The sequence below is a fragment of the Novosphingobium percolationis genome (assembly GCF_020179425.1).
Taxonomy (GTDB): domain Bacteria; phylum Pseudomonadota; class Alphaproteobacteria; order Sphingomonadales; family Sphingomonadaceae; genus Novosphingobium; species Novosphingobium percolationis.
Map to the genome: position 1 here is coordinate 811,010 of NZ_JAILYM010000001.1, position 13,941 is coordinate 824,950.

Sequence of the window (13,941 nt, forward strand, 5' to 3'; positions counted from 1 at the left end):
TAGTTGACATGGCGCGGTCGCAGGACCGGCGTCCGGGCTTTTCACGCAGGGCGCAGGTCGGGATCTTCACCGGCTACGTGATCGCGGTGCTTGGCGTGGTGCTGGGCGCGGGACTGCTCGTCGTGTCGCTGTTCAACCCGGGTGCTTTCGCGTTCGCCCGCGCCGGTGCCGCCGAAGTGGCGCGGCCCGTGGGCCAGGCCGGCGCGGAAACGCGCGTGGCAAGCCAGGGGCTGTTCGCAGGCATCGCCGCCTACCTCAACGCAGGGCGGCAGAATGCCGAGCTTTCGCGCGAAGTCGCCGCCGCGCGCGCCAATGCGGTGACGATGCGCGCGATCGAAGGCGAAAATCGCCGGCTGAAGGCGCTGCTGGGCATTGCCGAGGCCCCGCCCCGCCCCGTGGCCGCAGCACGCCTGATCGGCTCGACATCGGCCAGCGCGCGGCGCTTTGCGGTGATCTCGGTCGGCAGCAACCAGGGCGTGCGCGCGGGCCAGCCGGTGCGCAGCGGCAGCGGGCTGATCGGCCGCGTGGTCGAAACAGGGCCCGACACCGCGCGCGTGCTACTGGTGACCGACCCCGACAACGTCGTGCCGGTGCGCCGCGCCAATGACGGCCTGCCCGCCTTCATCCAGGGCGGATCGAACGGGCGGATCGAGATCCGCCTGATCAACATGGGGGTCAACCCGCTGCACAAGGGCGACGTGTTCGTGACCTCGGGCTCGGGCGGGATCTACCCGCCGGGGATCCCGGTGGCCGTCGCGACCGAACCGCATCGCGACGGTGCGACCGGGCACTTGGCCAGCGATCCCTCGGACGCCGACTACGTGCTGGTGCTGCCGGTCTATCAGGCCAATGCCGTCGCCGCCCTGCAGGCGAGCGAGAAGGCCGCACCGCCCCCGCCCACCGACGACGGCGCGCCGTGATCGGCACGCGCGAATCGCTGCGATCGGGCCGCGCGCGCGCGCGGATCAACCGCGCGCCCTCACCGCTGCTGGCGATCGGGCTGCCCTGGGCCTCGATCATGCTGGCGTCGATGGTCACGTTTTCGCCGATCATCGCCTCGGCCCCGGTGCTGCCGCCGCTGTCGTTCATGGTGCTGCTCGCCTGGCGGATGCTGCGCCCCACGCTGCTCCCGATCTGGGCCGGTCTGCCGCTGGGCGCGTGGGACGACCTCTATAGCGGCCAGCCCTTCGGCAGCGGCATCGTGCTGTGGTCTGCAGCGATGCTGGCGATGGAGGCGATCGACGGGCGCTTTCTGTGGCGCGGTTTCGTGCAGGACTGGCTGGCAGGCTCGGCGCTGCTGGCGGGCTACCTGCTGCTGGCGGCAGGGTTTGCGGGCATCGCGGCAGGCTATCCGCTGCCGATGACGGTGGGGCCGCAGCTGCTGCTGGCGGTGGTGCTGTTCCCGCCGGTGACGCGCATTGTCGCGATGCTCGACCGGGTGCGGCTGCTGCCGCTCAAGCGGATCTGATCGCGGTGAAGGCCAAGCTGCCGATGACCTCGGCGATCCTCACCAACAAGTTCGAGCGGCGCACCTTCGTGCTCGGCATGGGGCAGGCGACGGTGGGCATGCTGCTGGCGGCGCGGCTGGGCTACCTGTCGGTGGCGGAGAACGCCAAGTATCGCGCGGCGTCCGAGAGCAACCGCGTCAACCTGACGCTGATCCCGCCCCGGCGCGGCTGGGTGCTCGACCGGCGCGGCGCGGCGCTGGCGTCAAACCGCGCGGACTTCCGCGTCGACCTGATCCCCGACCGCGTGGTCGATGCCGATGCGACGCTGGCGACGCTGGGCCCGCTGCTGGGCCTGACCGCCGACAAGGTGGACGACATCAAGGCGCGGCTGGAAAAGGCGCGCGGGTTCCAGCCGGTCGAAGTCGGCTCGAACCTCGATTGGGACAAGTTCGCCGCCGTGTCGGTGCGCCTGCCCGAACTGCCGGGCGTCATCCCGCAGCGCGGTTATTCGCGGTTCTACCCGACCGGGCCCTCGGTCGGCCACCTCGTCGGCTATGTCGGCCCCGCCTCGGCCGACGATTACGAGCGCGAGCGCAACCCGCTGCTGATCACGCCGGGGTTCAAGATCGGCAAGGACGGCCTCGAAAAGCATTTCGAAGAACGCCTGCGCGGCGTGCCCGGCGCGCGGCGTGTCGAGGCTACCGCCAGCGGGCGCGTGGTGCGCGACTTGGGCACGCGCGAGGACGTGCCGGGCAAGCCGATCCAGCTGACGATCATGGCCGGCCTGCAGGACTATGCCGCGCGGCGCATCGGCCTGGAAAGCGGCTCGGTGGTGGTGATGGACTGCCTGACCGGCGACGTGCTGGCGATGGTCTCGATGCCCAGCTTCGATCCCAATTCGTTCAGCGACGGCATCGGCCGCATCGAATGGAAGATGCTGTCCGAAGACGACCACGTGCCCTTGCGCAACAAGGTTCTACGCGGGCTGTACCCGCCGGGATCGACGGTCAAGCCGATGGTGGCGCTCTCGTTCCTCGAAGCGGGGCTCGATCCCAGCGCCAGCGTCAATTGCGTCGGCGGCCTGCGCGTGGGCAACCGCGTGTTCCACTGCTGGAACCATCGCGGCCACGGCAGCGTCGACATGGCCAAGGGCATCTACCAGTCGTGCGACGTGTACTTCTACCACTTTGCGCAGGCCATCGGCATGGACACCATCGCCAAGATGGCGCGGCGGCTGGGGCTGGGGCAGGAATTCGAGATGCCCTATCCGGGGCAGTCCTATGGCACCGTGCCCGATCCGGCGTGGAAGCTGCGCAAGTACAAGAAGGAATGGGCGATCTACGACACCGTCAATGCGACGATCGGCCAGGGCTACATGCTGGTCAATCCGTTGCAGCAGGCGGTCATGGCCTCGCGGCTGGCCTCGGGGCTTGAGCTGAAGCCGCGCCTGCTGCTCGATCGCCACGCCCCGCCGCCGCGCTCGATGGGATTTTCCCAGCAGCACCTCGACCTGATCCATTCGGCGATGAACGAAGTGGTCAACGGACGCGGCACCGCGGGCCATGCGCGCCTGCCCATCGCCAACGTGCAGATGGCGGGCAAGACCGGCACCGCGCAAGTCGTCGGTCTCAACATCGGCAACGGCAAGGGCGGCCAGTGGAAGCACCGCGACCACGGCCACTTCATCTGCTTCGCGCCCTTCGACAAGCCTCGCTATGCCTGCGCGGTGGTGATCGAGCATGGCGGCGGCAGTCCGTCGGCCTATCCCATCGCGCGCGACGTGATGACCTACCTGTTCGATCCGGCCAAGGCGATGGAAGTGCTCGAAGGCTTCGAAAAGCAGTGGGGCGGCGACGTGCGCACGCGGATGCGCGCGAAGTACGACGCATATGCCGCAAAGTTCGGCACCACCGCGCCCGCCGCGCCCGACGAGGAGCAGGCCGCGCAGGAAGTCGCCGCCGAGAACAAGCCCGCGCCCGAACCGACCGCCGCGCAGACCGACGCCGCCGCGCCCGCCCCCGAGCCGGAGCCCGCGCCTGTCGCGACGCCCACACCCGCCGCAGTGCCCTCCCCGGCGCCCACGCCGACGCCCGGAACCTGACGATGCAGCGCGCCTACATCCCGCAGGCGATCGCGCGGCAGCCCTGGCGGGTGATCCTGCCGCTGCTGGCGCTGGTCGTGTTCGGCTCTCTCGTCCTTTATTCGGCGGCGGGCGGCAACATCCGTCCCTGGGCGGGGATGCACGTGGCGCGCTTCTTCGTGTTCCTGGTCATGGCCGCGCTGATCGCGCGGGTGCCGCAGGAGTGGTTCAAGCGCGCGGCGCTGCCGATCTACGGCATTCTGTGCGTGCTGCTGGTGCTGGTGGAACTGATCGGCGGCATCGGCGGGGGAAGCCAGCGCTGGCTGAACCTGGGCTTCATGACCTTGCAGCCGAGCGAGCTGATGAAACCGGGCATCGTGCTGGTGCTGGCGTGGTTCTACAGCGTGTTGCCGGTGGGCGAGGTCAACGGCTGGCGCGCGATTGCGCCCGCCGTGCTGCTGCTGGGGTTTCCGGCGGGGCTGGTGATGCTGCAGCCCGACCTTGGCACCGGGCTTGCCATCAGCTTCGGCGCGGTGGTGATGATGTTTCTGGCGGGCCTGCCGCTGCGCCTGTTCATCGGCGGCGCGCTGGCGGGCGCCATCGTCGCGCCGATCGCGTTCTTCACGCTGCTGCACGATTACCAGCGCAAGCGGGTGCTGGTGTTCATGGACCCGGAAAGCGACCCGCTGGGATCGGGCTACCACATCACCCAGTCGAAGATCGCGATCGGTTCGGGCGGGTTCCTGGGCAAAGGCTTCGGCCATGGCTCGCAAAGCCACCTCGACTACCTGCCCGAAGCGCACACCGACTTCGTGTTCGCGACGATGAGCGAGGAATGGGGGATGCTGGGCGGGCTGTTCGTGCTCGCGGTGTTTGCGCTGGTGTTCCACTGGGGGCTGAAGGTGGCAATGAACGCGCCGGACCGCTTCTCGCGCCTGTTGGCGGCGGGGATGGTCACGACGATCTTCTTCTATGTCTGCATCAACCTGATGATGGTGATGGGCCTGGCCCCCGTGGTGGGCATCCCGCTGCCGTTCATGAGCCATGGCGGCTCGTCGATGATGACCAACATGATCTGCATCGGCACGATCATGGCGGTCGATCGCTGGTCGCGCCGCAGCGGCACCGGACTTCTGTAGGAAAGTTGCAATTTTCCTCTTGGCAGGCGCGCCAGAATCGTTATGGGGGCGGCTCCCGGCGCGACCAAACGCCGATACGGGAATGGACGCATAGCTCAGTTGGTAGAGCAGCTGACTCTTAATCAGCGGGTCCTAGGTTCGAGCCCTAGTGCGTCCACCATTCCCCTTCCCGATACGGGATACGGACGCATAGCTCAGTTGGTAGAGCAGCTGACTCTTAATCAGCGGGTCCTAGGTTCGAGCCCTAGTGCGTCCACCACCCCCTTTGCCATGACCTGACGAAAAGGTGCGGTTCGCACCGCCCTGCCCCGCGCCTATCTCCGTAAGCCATGCCCGCAACGGGCGCTGTGAGAGGAGACTGGAGATGGAACGCATCACGCTGTGGGGCTGGATCGATTTCGACGGCAAGGACGCGGCCACGATCGTGCGGGGCGCAACGCACCTGATCGCCCCGACGTATGGCGAGCAGGGCTGCGTGCACTACGTGTGGACCGCAGACCCTGTGCAGACGCATCGCGTGTGGGTGTTCGAGGAATGGGAGCGCGTGGAGGATCTTCAGGCGCATCTCGACGGCCAGCTCTATCGCGACATGGCGGGATACCTGGCGGACGCCGGGATGACCGGGGCGGACGTCAACAAGTACCGCGTCGATGCCAAGCAACCGGTCTACGACGGTTCGGGCGCGCCCAAGGCCCAGTTCGACTGATCGGGGCGGTGGGCTGATATCGGCCCACCCAGCCCCCTCCGGCTTGCGGGAGGGGAGATAGGAGAACTGCTCTTCCCCTGCCGCAAGCGGGAGGGGCGCGAGACTTGCGCTTGCGCAGCAAGCGTTAGTCGCAGCGGGGCGGGCCGCACCACAGGCGGCGCCTGTCCAATCGTATCGCTTGCCAACACCCCCCAAAGAAGAAGCGCCGGAGGTTTCCCCCCGGCGCCAGTCTGTCCGGTCCCGTGGCTGGACCGGCCCCTGTTATGCTGGTGTCACGCTCAGAAGCGGAAGCCCGCAGCGACGCCGTAGCGACGCGGTTCCAGCGTGAAGATGTTGGTGAACAGACCCGACGACTGGTCGGTCACGTAGAGACCAGTGATCGAGTTGCTGTTGGTGATGTTCTGGATGAAGCCACGGATGAACCACTTCTTCTCCGGCCCGTCGAGCTGGATCTGGGCGTTCACCTGGGTGAAGGCCGGGACCTTGTTGACGTTGCCGTTGAAGATGTTGCCGTACGATTCGCCGGTGAAGGCAAGGTCCGCACGCGGCGTCAGGGTCAGATCGCCGATGTGGATATCGTACTGCGCGCCCACCGAGAACTTGATGGTCGGCGCACCCGGCAGCTTGTTGCCCTTGACGCTGCTGGGGACACCAGAGCCGTAGAATTCAAGGTCTTCCGGAATGGGAACCGCACCACCCAGGCCGGTCTTGAGCGCGCTGCAAACCGAAAACGCGCCGGTCGAAGCGATGCCGCTGTTGCTCGGGAACGTCGTCGTGTGCTGCAGGTCCGTGCCCTTGGCAACGTTCAGGATGTCGTTGATCGTGTTGACATAGTTGTTTGCGGTCGCGGCATTGCCAGACTTCGAGGCAACGGCGCAGTTGGCTGCGTTGGTGAGATCCTTGATGATCACCGCGTCCGAACGACCGCCACCGTAGTCACGCGAGTTCGAGATCGGCTTGTCCGTCGTCACCTTGGTCTTCAGATAGCTGAAGTTGGCGTTGATGGTCACATCGCGGCTGGGACGGAAGACCGCTTCCGCTTCCACGCCGTAGATGTCGGCATCGATATTGTCATTGACCGACGTACGGTTGACGATGCGCGACAGCTGCAGCTGCTTGTACTTGTAGTAGAAGCCGGTCAGGTTCAGCTGCAAAGCCCCGTTCGAGAACGTGTTCTTCGAACCGATTTCGAAGGCATCGACCTTTTCCGGGGCAAAGGTTTCAGGCACCTCTGCCGCGACTTCGGCCGAGAGCGGCGGGTTGATGCCGCCCGACTTGTAGCCGCGCGAGTACGAAGCATAGAGCAGGTTGTCCGGCGTGACCTGGTAATCGAGCACGGCACGACCGGTCAGGCGCGTGAACTTGACCTGACGTTCCTGCCAGCGCTGGACGCCCGGGTTGGAGGCCGAGGGATCGCCGTCGAACGAACCCGCGAACGGCGAGTCATCGAAGTTGGCAGTGCCGTAGGGGACCAGCGCGCTGAGCAGCGTGGTGGCCGCACGGTTCTTCTTGTCGTCGTGGTTGAGACGCAGACCCACCGTCATCTTCAACTTGTCGTTGAACTTGAAGTAGCCTTCACCGAACAGACCGTAGCTCTTGAGGCGCAGATCGGTCGAGTCCGAGTGGAAGTTGGGCGAGCCCAGATACGACGGCGGCAGGAGGTGATTGCCCGACGCATCCACCGCGAAGTAGGACGTCGCGGCGCCCAGCAGCGCGCTGGCATAGTCGAGCTGGAACGAGTTGACGAAGTAGCTGGCGTCAGTGACGTGCGCCTGGGCGTAGATGCCACCCAGCAGGAAGTTGAACGGACCATCGAAGTCCGACGTCAGCACGGCTTCAGCCGACCACTGCGAGGTGTTGAGCGTCGAGCGGTCGAAGTCCTCGGGCGTCGAAGCGCAGAGCGCGTGGCCGCCGTAGACGCCGGTGTTGCTGAAATCACCGGTCGAGGTGCAGTACTGGCCACCCGCCAGGCCCTTCGGCAGCAGCGCGTTGTAGGCAGGCTTCACGTAGTTCGAGAAGCCCGGCAGGAAACCGTCGTAGGCGCCCAGAGCAGCTGCTTCGAAGGCGGCGAGGCCAGCCGTATAGACCGAGGCATCGCCCACGCTGAGGTTGTAGTCCTGACCCGAGTCGTTCTTGACGTGGGTGTACTGGCCGGTGAGGCGCAGGTTGAACTTGTCACCCAGCTTCTGATTGATGCGACCCTGAAGGATCAGCTCCTCGGCCTTGTAGTACGGCGTGAAGTCGGTGTTGATGACGCGCGGGTCCTTGGGATTGACCACGTTCTGGTAGATGTTCTTACCGTAAACGTCGGTCAGGCCGAAGCCCAGCCCGCTGAGACCGTTGAGCGCGAGGAACTGCTTCGAAATCAGGATCGAGCCGGCGGTCGAATTGGCATTGGTCGTGCCATAGCCGTACGAGGTGTTGAGGCAGCCAAGGATGCCGGTCGGATCGTTGTCGCACAGCTGCTTCTGGATGCGGAGGCGGTTGTCGTCCTCCTTGAAGTACTGGGCCATGAAATCGATCGTGGTGTCGGGGCTGGGCTCCCAGGTGATCGAGCCGCGCAGACCGTACATGTCGCGACCATCGACGCGGCTGTTGTCGTAGAGGTTCTTGGTGTAGCCGTCGCGGTTCAGGTAGAAGCCCGCGAGGCGCACGCCGAAGGTGTCGCTCAACGGAACGTTGATCGCGCCCTTCACCTTGACCGAGTTGTAGTTGCCGTATTCGGCTTCGCCATTGGCGCCGAACTTGTTGAGATCGGGCTTTGCGGTGCGGAAGTTGACCACGCCCGAGGTGGCGTTGCGACCGAACAGGGTGCCCTGCGGCCCGCGCAGCACTTCGATCTGGGCGAGATCGTAGAATTCGCCTTCGAACAGGCGGGTGGCGCCGCCGAGCGGCGCATCGTTCATGTGGATGGCGGTGGCGCTGTCGCAGGTGACGCCGACGCAGAGGTCACCGATGCCGCGGATGGTGAACGAGGCCGACGAGAAGTTCGTCTTGGTGAACGTGACGTTCGGCAGGGTCAGCTGAAGGTCGCTGGTGTTCTTGATCTGCTGCTTGTCGAGATTTTCAGCAGTGAACGCGCTGACCGCGATCGGAACGTCCTGAAGTCGCTGCGACTGGCGCTGCGCGGTGACGATGATTTCTTCGACGCCAGCGCCGGCATTCGCGCTCTGCGCAAAGGACGGAGTGGTAACGGCAGCGGCGCATACGCCGGCCAGCAGGGTAAGCTTGCCCCTCATCTTTCAGACCTCTCTCTCCAGCGGAGCCCGTCTTTTTGCAGGTCTCCTGAAGGTCAAAGACATAGTGTGACGGCCAACTTGTCAACCGGATAATTAACACGGATGCGTTCCGGGGCGACAAGGTGATGCCACACCGGACAAATGTGTCGCGAAGGGCACAGCCGCGATGCGCGTTCTGGCCGCAATGCGCACCCTAATGTGATTTTACGGGCTTGCAATGCACATCACGATGTGAAATCACAAAGCCATGTCAAGCGACCTCATCGATCGAATCCGCCGACTCGTCACCGACGGCGGCATGTCCCGTTCCGGCCTTGCCCGCGCGGCGGGGCTCCATGCCAACACCCTGCGCGACGTGACGCAGCCGACGTGGAATCCCACGGCCGACACGCTCGCCAAGCTGGAGCGCGTGCTGACCGAAAGCGACGACGCCCCCGCCCTCGCCCCGATCGAGGAGATCATCGACGAAGCCCGCAACGGCCGCATGTTCATCCTCGTCGACGACGAGGACCGCGAGAACGAGGGCGACCTCGTGATCCCCGCGCAGATGGCGACGCCCGATGCAATCAACTTCATGGCGACCCACGGGCGCGGCCTGATCTGCCTGACGCTGAGCCGTCCGCGCGTCGAACAGCTCGGCCTCGAACTGATGAGCCGCAACAACGGCACCCGCCACGAAACCGCGTTCACCGTCTCGATCGAAGCGCGCGAAGGCGTCACCACCGGCATCTCCGCCGCCGACCGCGCCCGCACCGTGGCCGTCGCCATCGACGGCGCCAAGACCAAGGACGACATCGTCACCCCCGGTCACGTCTTCCCGCTGATCGCGCGCGATGGCGGCGTTCTGGTGCGCGCCGGGCACACCGAGGCAGCGGTCGACATCAGCCGCCTTGCCGGGCTCAATCCCTCGGGCGTGATCTGCGAGATCATGAAGGACGACGGGACCATGGCCCGTCTCGACGACCTGATTCCCTTCGCCCGCAAGCACGGGCTGAAGATGGGCACGATCCGCGATCTGATCGAATATCGCCGCCGCCACGATCATCTTGTGGAACGCGTGAGCGATATCGCGTTCACATCCGACTATGGTGGTGACTGGCGCCTGCTGACCTACCGCAACAAGATCGACGGCAGCGACAGCCTGGTGCTGCAGAAGGGTCTGGTCGAACCGGGCACGCCCACGCTGACCCGCGTCCACCAGCTTTCGCCCTTCGACGACATCCTCGGCGCGCCGGGGCCGCGCAAGCGCACGCTGCAGCGCGCGATGGTCGAGATCGGCAAGGAAGGCGCAGGCGCCATCGTGCTGCTGTTCCCCAACCGCGAGAGCGATCCCGCGCGTGGCGGCCAGCCGGGCGGCGAGATGGACTTGCGCAACTATGGCATCGGCGCGCAGATCCTCGCCGATCTTGGCATCCATGACATGATCCTGCTGACCAACGCGCATCGCAACGTTGTCGCCATCGAAGGCTACGGCCTCAACATCGTCGGCGAACGGCCGATTCCCGCGGAGTAATCGCTGACATGGCCAAGTTCCTCATCGTCGAAGCGCGCTTCTACGACCACCTCAACGACATGCTCGTCGCGGGCGCCAAGGCCGCGATCAAGGCGGCAGGCCACAAGGCCGAAGTCATCACCGTGCCCGGCGCGCTGGAAATCCCCGGTGCGATCGCGCTGGCCGACCAGTCGGGCGATTTCGACGGCTATGTCGCGATCGGCGTGGTGATCCGGGGCGAGACCTACCACTTCGAGATCGTCGCGGGCGAAAGCGCGCGCGGCGTGATGGCGCTGACCATGGATGGCCTTGCCATCGGCAACGGCATCCTCACGGTCGAGAACGAAAAACAGGCGCTGGTCCGCGCCGATCCCGCACAGAAGGACAAGGGCGGCGAAGCGGCAAAGGCCGCGCTGGCGCTGTTGGCGCTGCGCGAAAAGTACGCCTGAACTTAGCGGAGCGGCGCGCAGGAATCCGCGCGCCGCGCCTTCTCGGCAAGGGCGAATGCTTCGGTTGTCGGCGCCAGTCGCCGGTCGAGGATCGCGCCCTTGCGCGAAGGCGACAGCACCACCGGCAGCGCAAGGCGCGTGGCCTTGTCCGGCAGGGGCTCTCCGGCACGCGCCAGCACGAAGCGGATGCCCTGCGGGTGGGCGATGGTATCGAACACGCCGATATTGTCGGTGTTGGCCGCGAACACCGAGATCGAGGCATAGCCGCCGCCCGGCGTCGGCGCGGCACTGACCAGCAGCGGCCCCTGCGCCAGATCGTAGACGCAACTGGCATAGGCCAGATCAGGCGACGGGCGCACGATGGCGCGCGACTGCGCGGTCGTGCGACGCGCGAACTGGAACGTGTTGACCTTGCCATCGCCCTGCGAAAGCTTGCGCATCGCCAGCGTCATCAGCGCGTGCGGCGCAACGAGGATCGTGCCGACATGCGCGGCCAGGGCAACGCCTGCGAAAGTCAGGCCCAGCGCGAGCGCCCGCTTCATGCCGCATCTCCCTTGCCGCAGCCGATCCGCACCACGCGCGGGAAAGCAATCGCGGCAAAATCGGCCTGTGCGGCAGGCGTGGGGTTGTAGAGACGCAGCGTCAGATCAACGGCGCCTGCATTGCGGCTCGATGCCCAGGCCCCGCTGGCAGGCCGTTGTGCGGCGACCGTCGCGGCCCAGCGCCCCTTCGCATCGCGGCGCACTTCGGTGGCATCGAACGACAGCGCATCGTCATCGTTGAGCGGCAGATAGTCGTCGGCGGCATAGACCGTCACCGACCACCAGCGCGCGGGCAGCGTTGCCCCCTCCACCCGGTAGCGGCAATCCTCGCGCAAGGGTTGTCCGGCATCGTCGGTGCGGCGGGAGAAGTAGATCGCCTGCTGCCGGTTCAACGCCAACAGCCCGGTGAGCGCAACTTGCGCGCGGGTCCACGGGTCGGCATCGACCGAACCCGTGACCTTGCTGCCCGACCAGCCGGCATGGACCTCGCGGCCCAGCCCCTGCTTCATCGTCCACAGCGCCGAGCCCGTGCCCGCGACAAGGCCGAGCGCAGCCATGGCCAGAAATGGCCAGTACGCCCCGCCCTGTCGCTTGGCCGCCACAGGATCAGCCGTGGTCGGCGAAGCCGGTCAGGCCCCACGGGTTGTAGGGCCCGATCACGAGCTGTTCGAACACGCCGGTGCCGACTTCGCCATCGGATGTGGTGATCCGGCTGACGATCTGGACGTGCAGGTTTTCCATCGCCAGCGGGTCGATCGAGGCAAGGTCGAAGTCCTCGCGCTCGACTTCGAGCGGGCCGTGATAGAGGCCATGCGCCCACTTGGGCGACATGTAGCCCAGCCCCTTCATCTGGAAGCGCACGAGCGGTTCGAAGGTCAGCGTGAGCGGGCCATTCTCCGCCTGGATGGTCAGGGCGCCCGAGGCCGGCCAGCGCGTGCCCGACAGCATCGGCGAAACCATCGTCGCCGAGGGCGTCTCGAAGTGGCCATCGTGGTTCGCGCCATCGGTGGCGATCGCCGCGCGGGTGTTCCACGCCGCGCCGTTCACGTCGGCGTTGATGTGGTAGTAGACCGAGCGCGTCGGCAGGTTGATCGGGGTCCATTGCCAGAAGAACGAGGGCACCTGGTTGCCCGCGTGCGGCTGCATGTCGGGCGAGCCGATCGGGCGCACGCCCCAGCTGCGGTCGCGCGTGCCCGCGCTGCCCGGCGCCAGCTCCTCACGCACGCCGTCGATCTCGATCCAGCCGGTGTAGTGGCCGTTCTGCGTCAGGCGGGTGTAGTCCATGAAGGTGCGCGGCCCGTTGCGGAACACGAAGCGCGGCTCCTCGATCGGGAAGGCGCGGCCCTTGAAGCGCACTTCGGCCTTGATCCCTTCGCCATCGGCGCGAACGACCAGTTCCTGCAGCGGTTCGACGATCTCGATCGAGATCGGCCCGACGACGAGGTCCATGCGCTCCATGTTGAGTTCGCGCGAGGCGTGGAGGTTGTACTGCTTGCCGTTGCGCACCACGCAGAACGCGGCGTCGGCCACGTTAAGATGCGGATAGATGCCGAACGCCACGGCGAAGAAGCCGCTGCCATCGGGGGCATAGCCGTTGAAGAAATAGCGGTCGTAGAAGTTCCGGTCGGTGCCTGCATAGGCAATCGGCTCGGACGTCTGGTGAATCGGATAATCGTCGCCCTTGGTCAACATCACACGGTCTCCGTCAGGCGCTTGAGAGCGCCGATGCTGTCATGATCGAGGCACAGCCCGCAGGAATTGCGGGCCATCGAGAGGAAGTTCTGGTCGCCGCGATCGGTGCGCACGACGAAGGCGGCGCTGAACACCGCAGTCGACACGCCATGCAGCGCGCCCACGCGGTAGCGGTCCCAGATGTCCGCACGGGTCAGCGGCACGCCGCGCCGCGTCATTTCCTCGCAATAGAGGTCGAGCAGTTCGTCCTCGTGCGGGCGGCGCACCGCATCGCCGATGCCGCAGCCCAGGAAATAGCCGAGATCGATCATCGGGCAGCCGGCGCCCGTGGTCTGCCAGTCGACCACCGCGACCGGGTCCGCCCCGCCGCGCACGTCGAACAGCATGTTGTCGAGCCGGAAATCGCCGTGGGTGACGCTGTAATCGGGCGAAGTGCGGGTGAAATAGGCCTGCACCATGTCGTTCAGCGCCTCGCACACCGCCATCATCTCGGGCTCGAGCGTATCGGCGTAGCGTTCGCGGAAGATCGCCTGCGCCTGCGGATAGAGCGCGATCATCTGTTCCTGCGTGCCGGGGCGCGGCTGGAGCCAGGGCGCATCGCCCAGCCAGGGCGCGTTCCACGTCGGCGCATGGAGCGCGGCGGCCTGCCGCACGCCGTGGCGCGCATCCTCGATGGTGCAGCCGGTCAGCTGGTTGCCGCCACGGCACGGGCCGAGATCCTCGAACACGAGGATGAAGTCGGTGCCGTCCTCGTTCAGTTCGGAGCCGAACACCTGCGGCGTGCGCACGTCGATCTTCGGCGCCAGTTCGCGGTAGAAATTCACTTCCTTGGCATAGAGCCCGAACATCCCCGCGGTGGACCGGCTTGTCGCGTCGCTGGAGGCGAACTTGGCGGCGACGGTGGCGGGGCCCGCCCCATCGCGGTCGTAGCTAAGGGTGAAACGGGCGGTATCGCCCACCTGCCCGGTGCCGATCGAGACGTATTCGAGCCCGGTGATCCGCCCTTCGCCAAGGGCGCCAGACGCACGCAAACGGGTTTCGAGCCAGGGAATCGTCACCTCGGCCGCAGACTTCGGAAATGCTGTCATCATTCTCTCCCGAAGACATGCTGGCAGAGCCACGCGCGCTTGTGAAGCAATTTAATTGATCGTTTA

Annotated in this window: 12 protein-coding genes and 2 tRNA genes; 9 read left to right on the forward strand and 5 right to left on the reverse strand. The window is 66.2% G+C overall.

Features of this window, described 5'->3' with window-relative positions:
• Positions 1-8: 8 nt before the first annotated feature.
• The 7 genes from mreC (at position 9) to K3A84_RS03690 (ending at position 5,373) form a co-directional block, all read left to right on the forward strand.
• Positions 9-920, forward strand: coding sequence for a rod shape-determining protein MreC (mreC, locus tag K3A84_RS03660; RefSeq protein ID WP_225007940.1), 912 nt, complete (start codon positions 9-11; stop codon positions 918-920).
• Complete coding sequence (locus K3A84_RS03665; protein ID WP_225007941.1) at positions 917-1,468, forward strand: rod shape-determining protein MreD; 552 nt, start codon at positions 917-919, stop codon at positions 1,466-1,468. The genes mreC and K3A84_RS03665 overlap by 4 nt, the downstream gene beginning before the upstream one ends.
• A 23-nt stretch (positions 1,469-1,491) precedes the next feature.
• Complete coding sequence (gene mrdA / locus K3A84_RS03670; protein ID WP_225008135.1) at positions 1,492-3,549, forward strand: penicillin-binding protein 2; 2,058 nt, start codon at positions 1,492-1,494, stop codon at positions 3,547-3,549.
• Between the two features lie 2 nt (positions 3,550-3,551).
• Positions 3,552-4,667 (forward strand): rod shape-determining protein RodA, encoded by a 1,116-nt coding sequence (rodA, locus tag K3A84_RS03675; protein ID WP_225007942.1) that lies wholly within the window; start codon positions 3,552-3,554, stop codon positions 4,665-4,667.
• Positions 4,668-4,751: 84 nt separating this feature from the next.
• A tRNA-Lys gene (locus tag K3A84_RS03680) sits at positions 4,752-4,827 on the forward strand.
• Between the two features lie 23 nt (positions 4,828-4,850).
• Positions 4,851-4,926: transfer RNA gene (locus tag K3A84_RS03685), tRNA-Lys, on the forward strand.
• Between the two features lie 105 nt (positions 4,927-5,031).
• On the forward strand, positions 5,032-5,373 hold the full coding sequence (locus K3A84_RS03690; protein WP_225007943.1) for a putative quinol monooxygenase: 342 nt from the start codon (positions 5,032-5,034) through the stop codon (positions 5,371-5,373).
• A gap of 278 nt (positions 5,374-5,651) precedes the next feature.
• Here the strand turns inward: K3A84_RS03690 and K3A84_RS03695 are convergent, their stop codons facing one another.
• Positions 5,652-8,612, reverse strand: coding sequence for a TonB-dependent receptor (locus tag K3A84_RS03695; RefSeq protein WP_225007944.1), 2,961 nt, complete (start codon positions 8,610-8,612; stop codon positions 5,652-5,654).
• Positions 8,613-8,859: 247 nt separating this feature from the next.
• On the opposite strand from K3A84_RS03695, the gene ribB reads away from it, so the two are divergent.
• Positions 8,860-10,125: a 3,4-dihydroxy-2-butanone-4-phosphate synthase gene (gene ribB, locus K3A84_RS03700; protein WP_225007945.1), complete on the forward strand. Its 1,266-nt coding sequence runs from the start codon at positions 8,860-8,862 to the stop codon at positions 10,123-10,125.
• Positions 10,126-10,133: 8 nt separating this feature from the next.
• Positions 10,134-10,553: a 6,7-dimethyl-8-ribityllumazine synthase gene (gene ribH / locus K3A84_RS03705; RefSeq protein ID WP_225007946.1), complete on the forward strand. Its 420-nt coding sequence runs from the start codon at positions 10,134-10,136 to the stop codon at positions 10,551-10,553.
• A 2-nt stretch (positions 10,554-10,555) separates the two neighbouring features.
• Here the strand turns inward: ribH and K3A84_RS03710 are convergent, their stop codons facing one another.
• Genes K3A84_RS03710 through K3A84_RS03725 form a run of 4 tightly spaced genes read right to left on the reverse strand, consistent with a single transcriptional unit; the run spans position 10,556 to position 13,878 of the window.
• On the reverse strand, positions 10,556-11,095 hold the full coding sequence (locus K3A84_RS03710) for a DUF1254 domain-containing protein (RefSeq protein ID WP_225007947.1): 540 nt from the start codon (positions 11,093-11,095) through the stop codon (positions 10,556-10,558).
• Positions 11,092-11,697, reverse strand: coding sequence for a DUF1214 domain-containing protein (locus tag K3A84_RS03715; protein ID WP_225007948.1), 606 nt, complete (start codon positions 11,695-11,697; stop codon positions 11,092-11,094). The genes K3A84_RS03710 and K3A84_RS03715 overlap by 4 nt, the downstream gene beginning before the upstream one ends.
• Positions 11,698-11,701: 4 nt before the next feature.
• A complete protein-coding gene (locus K3A84_RS03720; protein WP_225007949.1) occupies positions 11,702-12,787 on the reverse strand; it encodes a hypothetical protein in 1,086 nt (361 codons plus the stop codon).
• Positions 12,787-13,878, reverse strand: a complete 1,092-nt coding sequence (locus K3A84_RS03725) for a phosphotransferase family protein (RefSeq protein ID WP_225007950.1) — start codon at positions 13,876-13,878, stop codon at positions 12,787-12,789. Before K3A84_RS03725 ends, K3A84_RS03720 begins: the two co-directional genes overlap by 1 nt.
• Positions 13,879-13,941 lie beyond the last annotated feature (63 nt).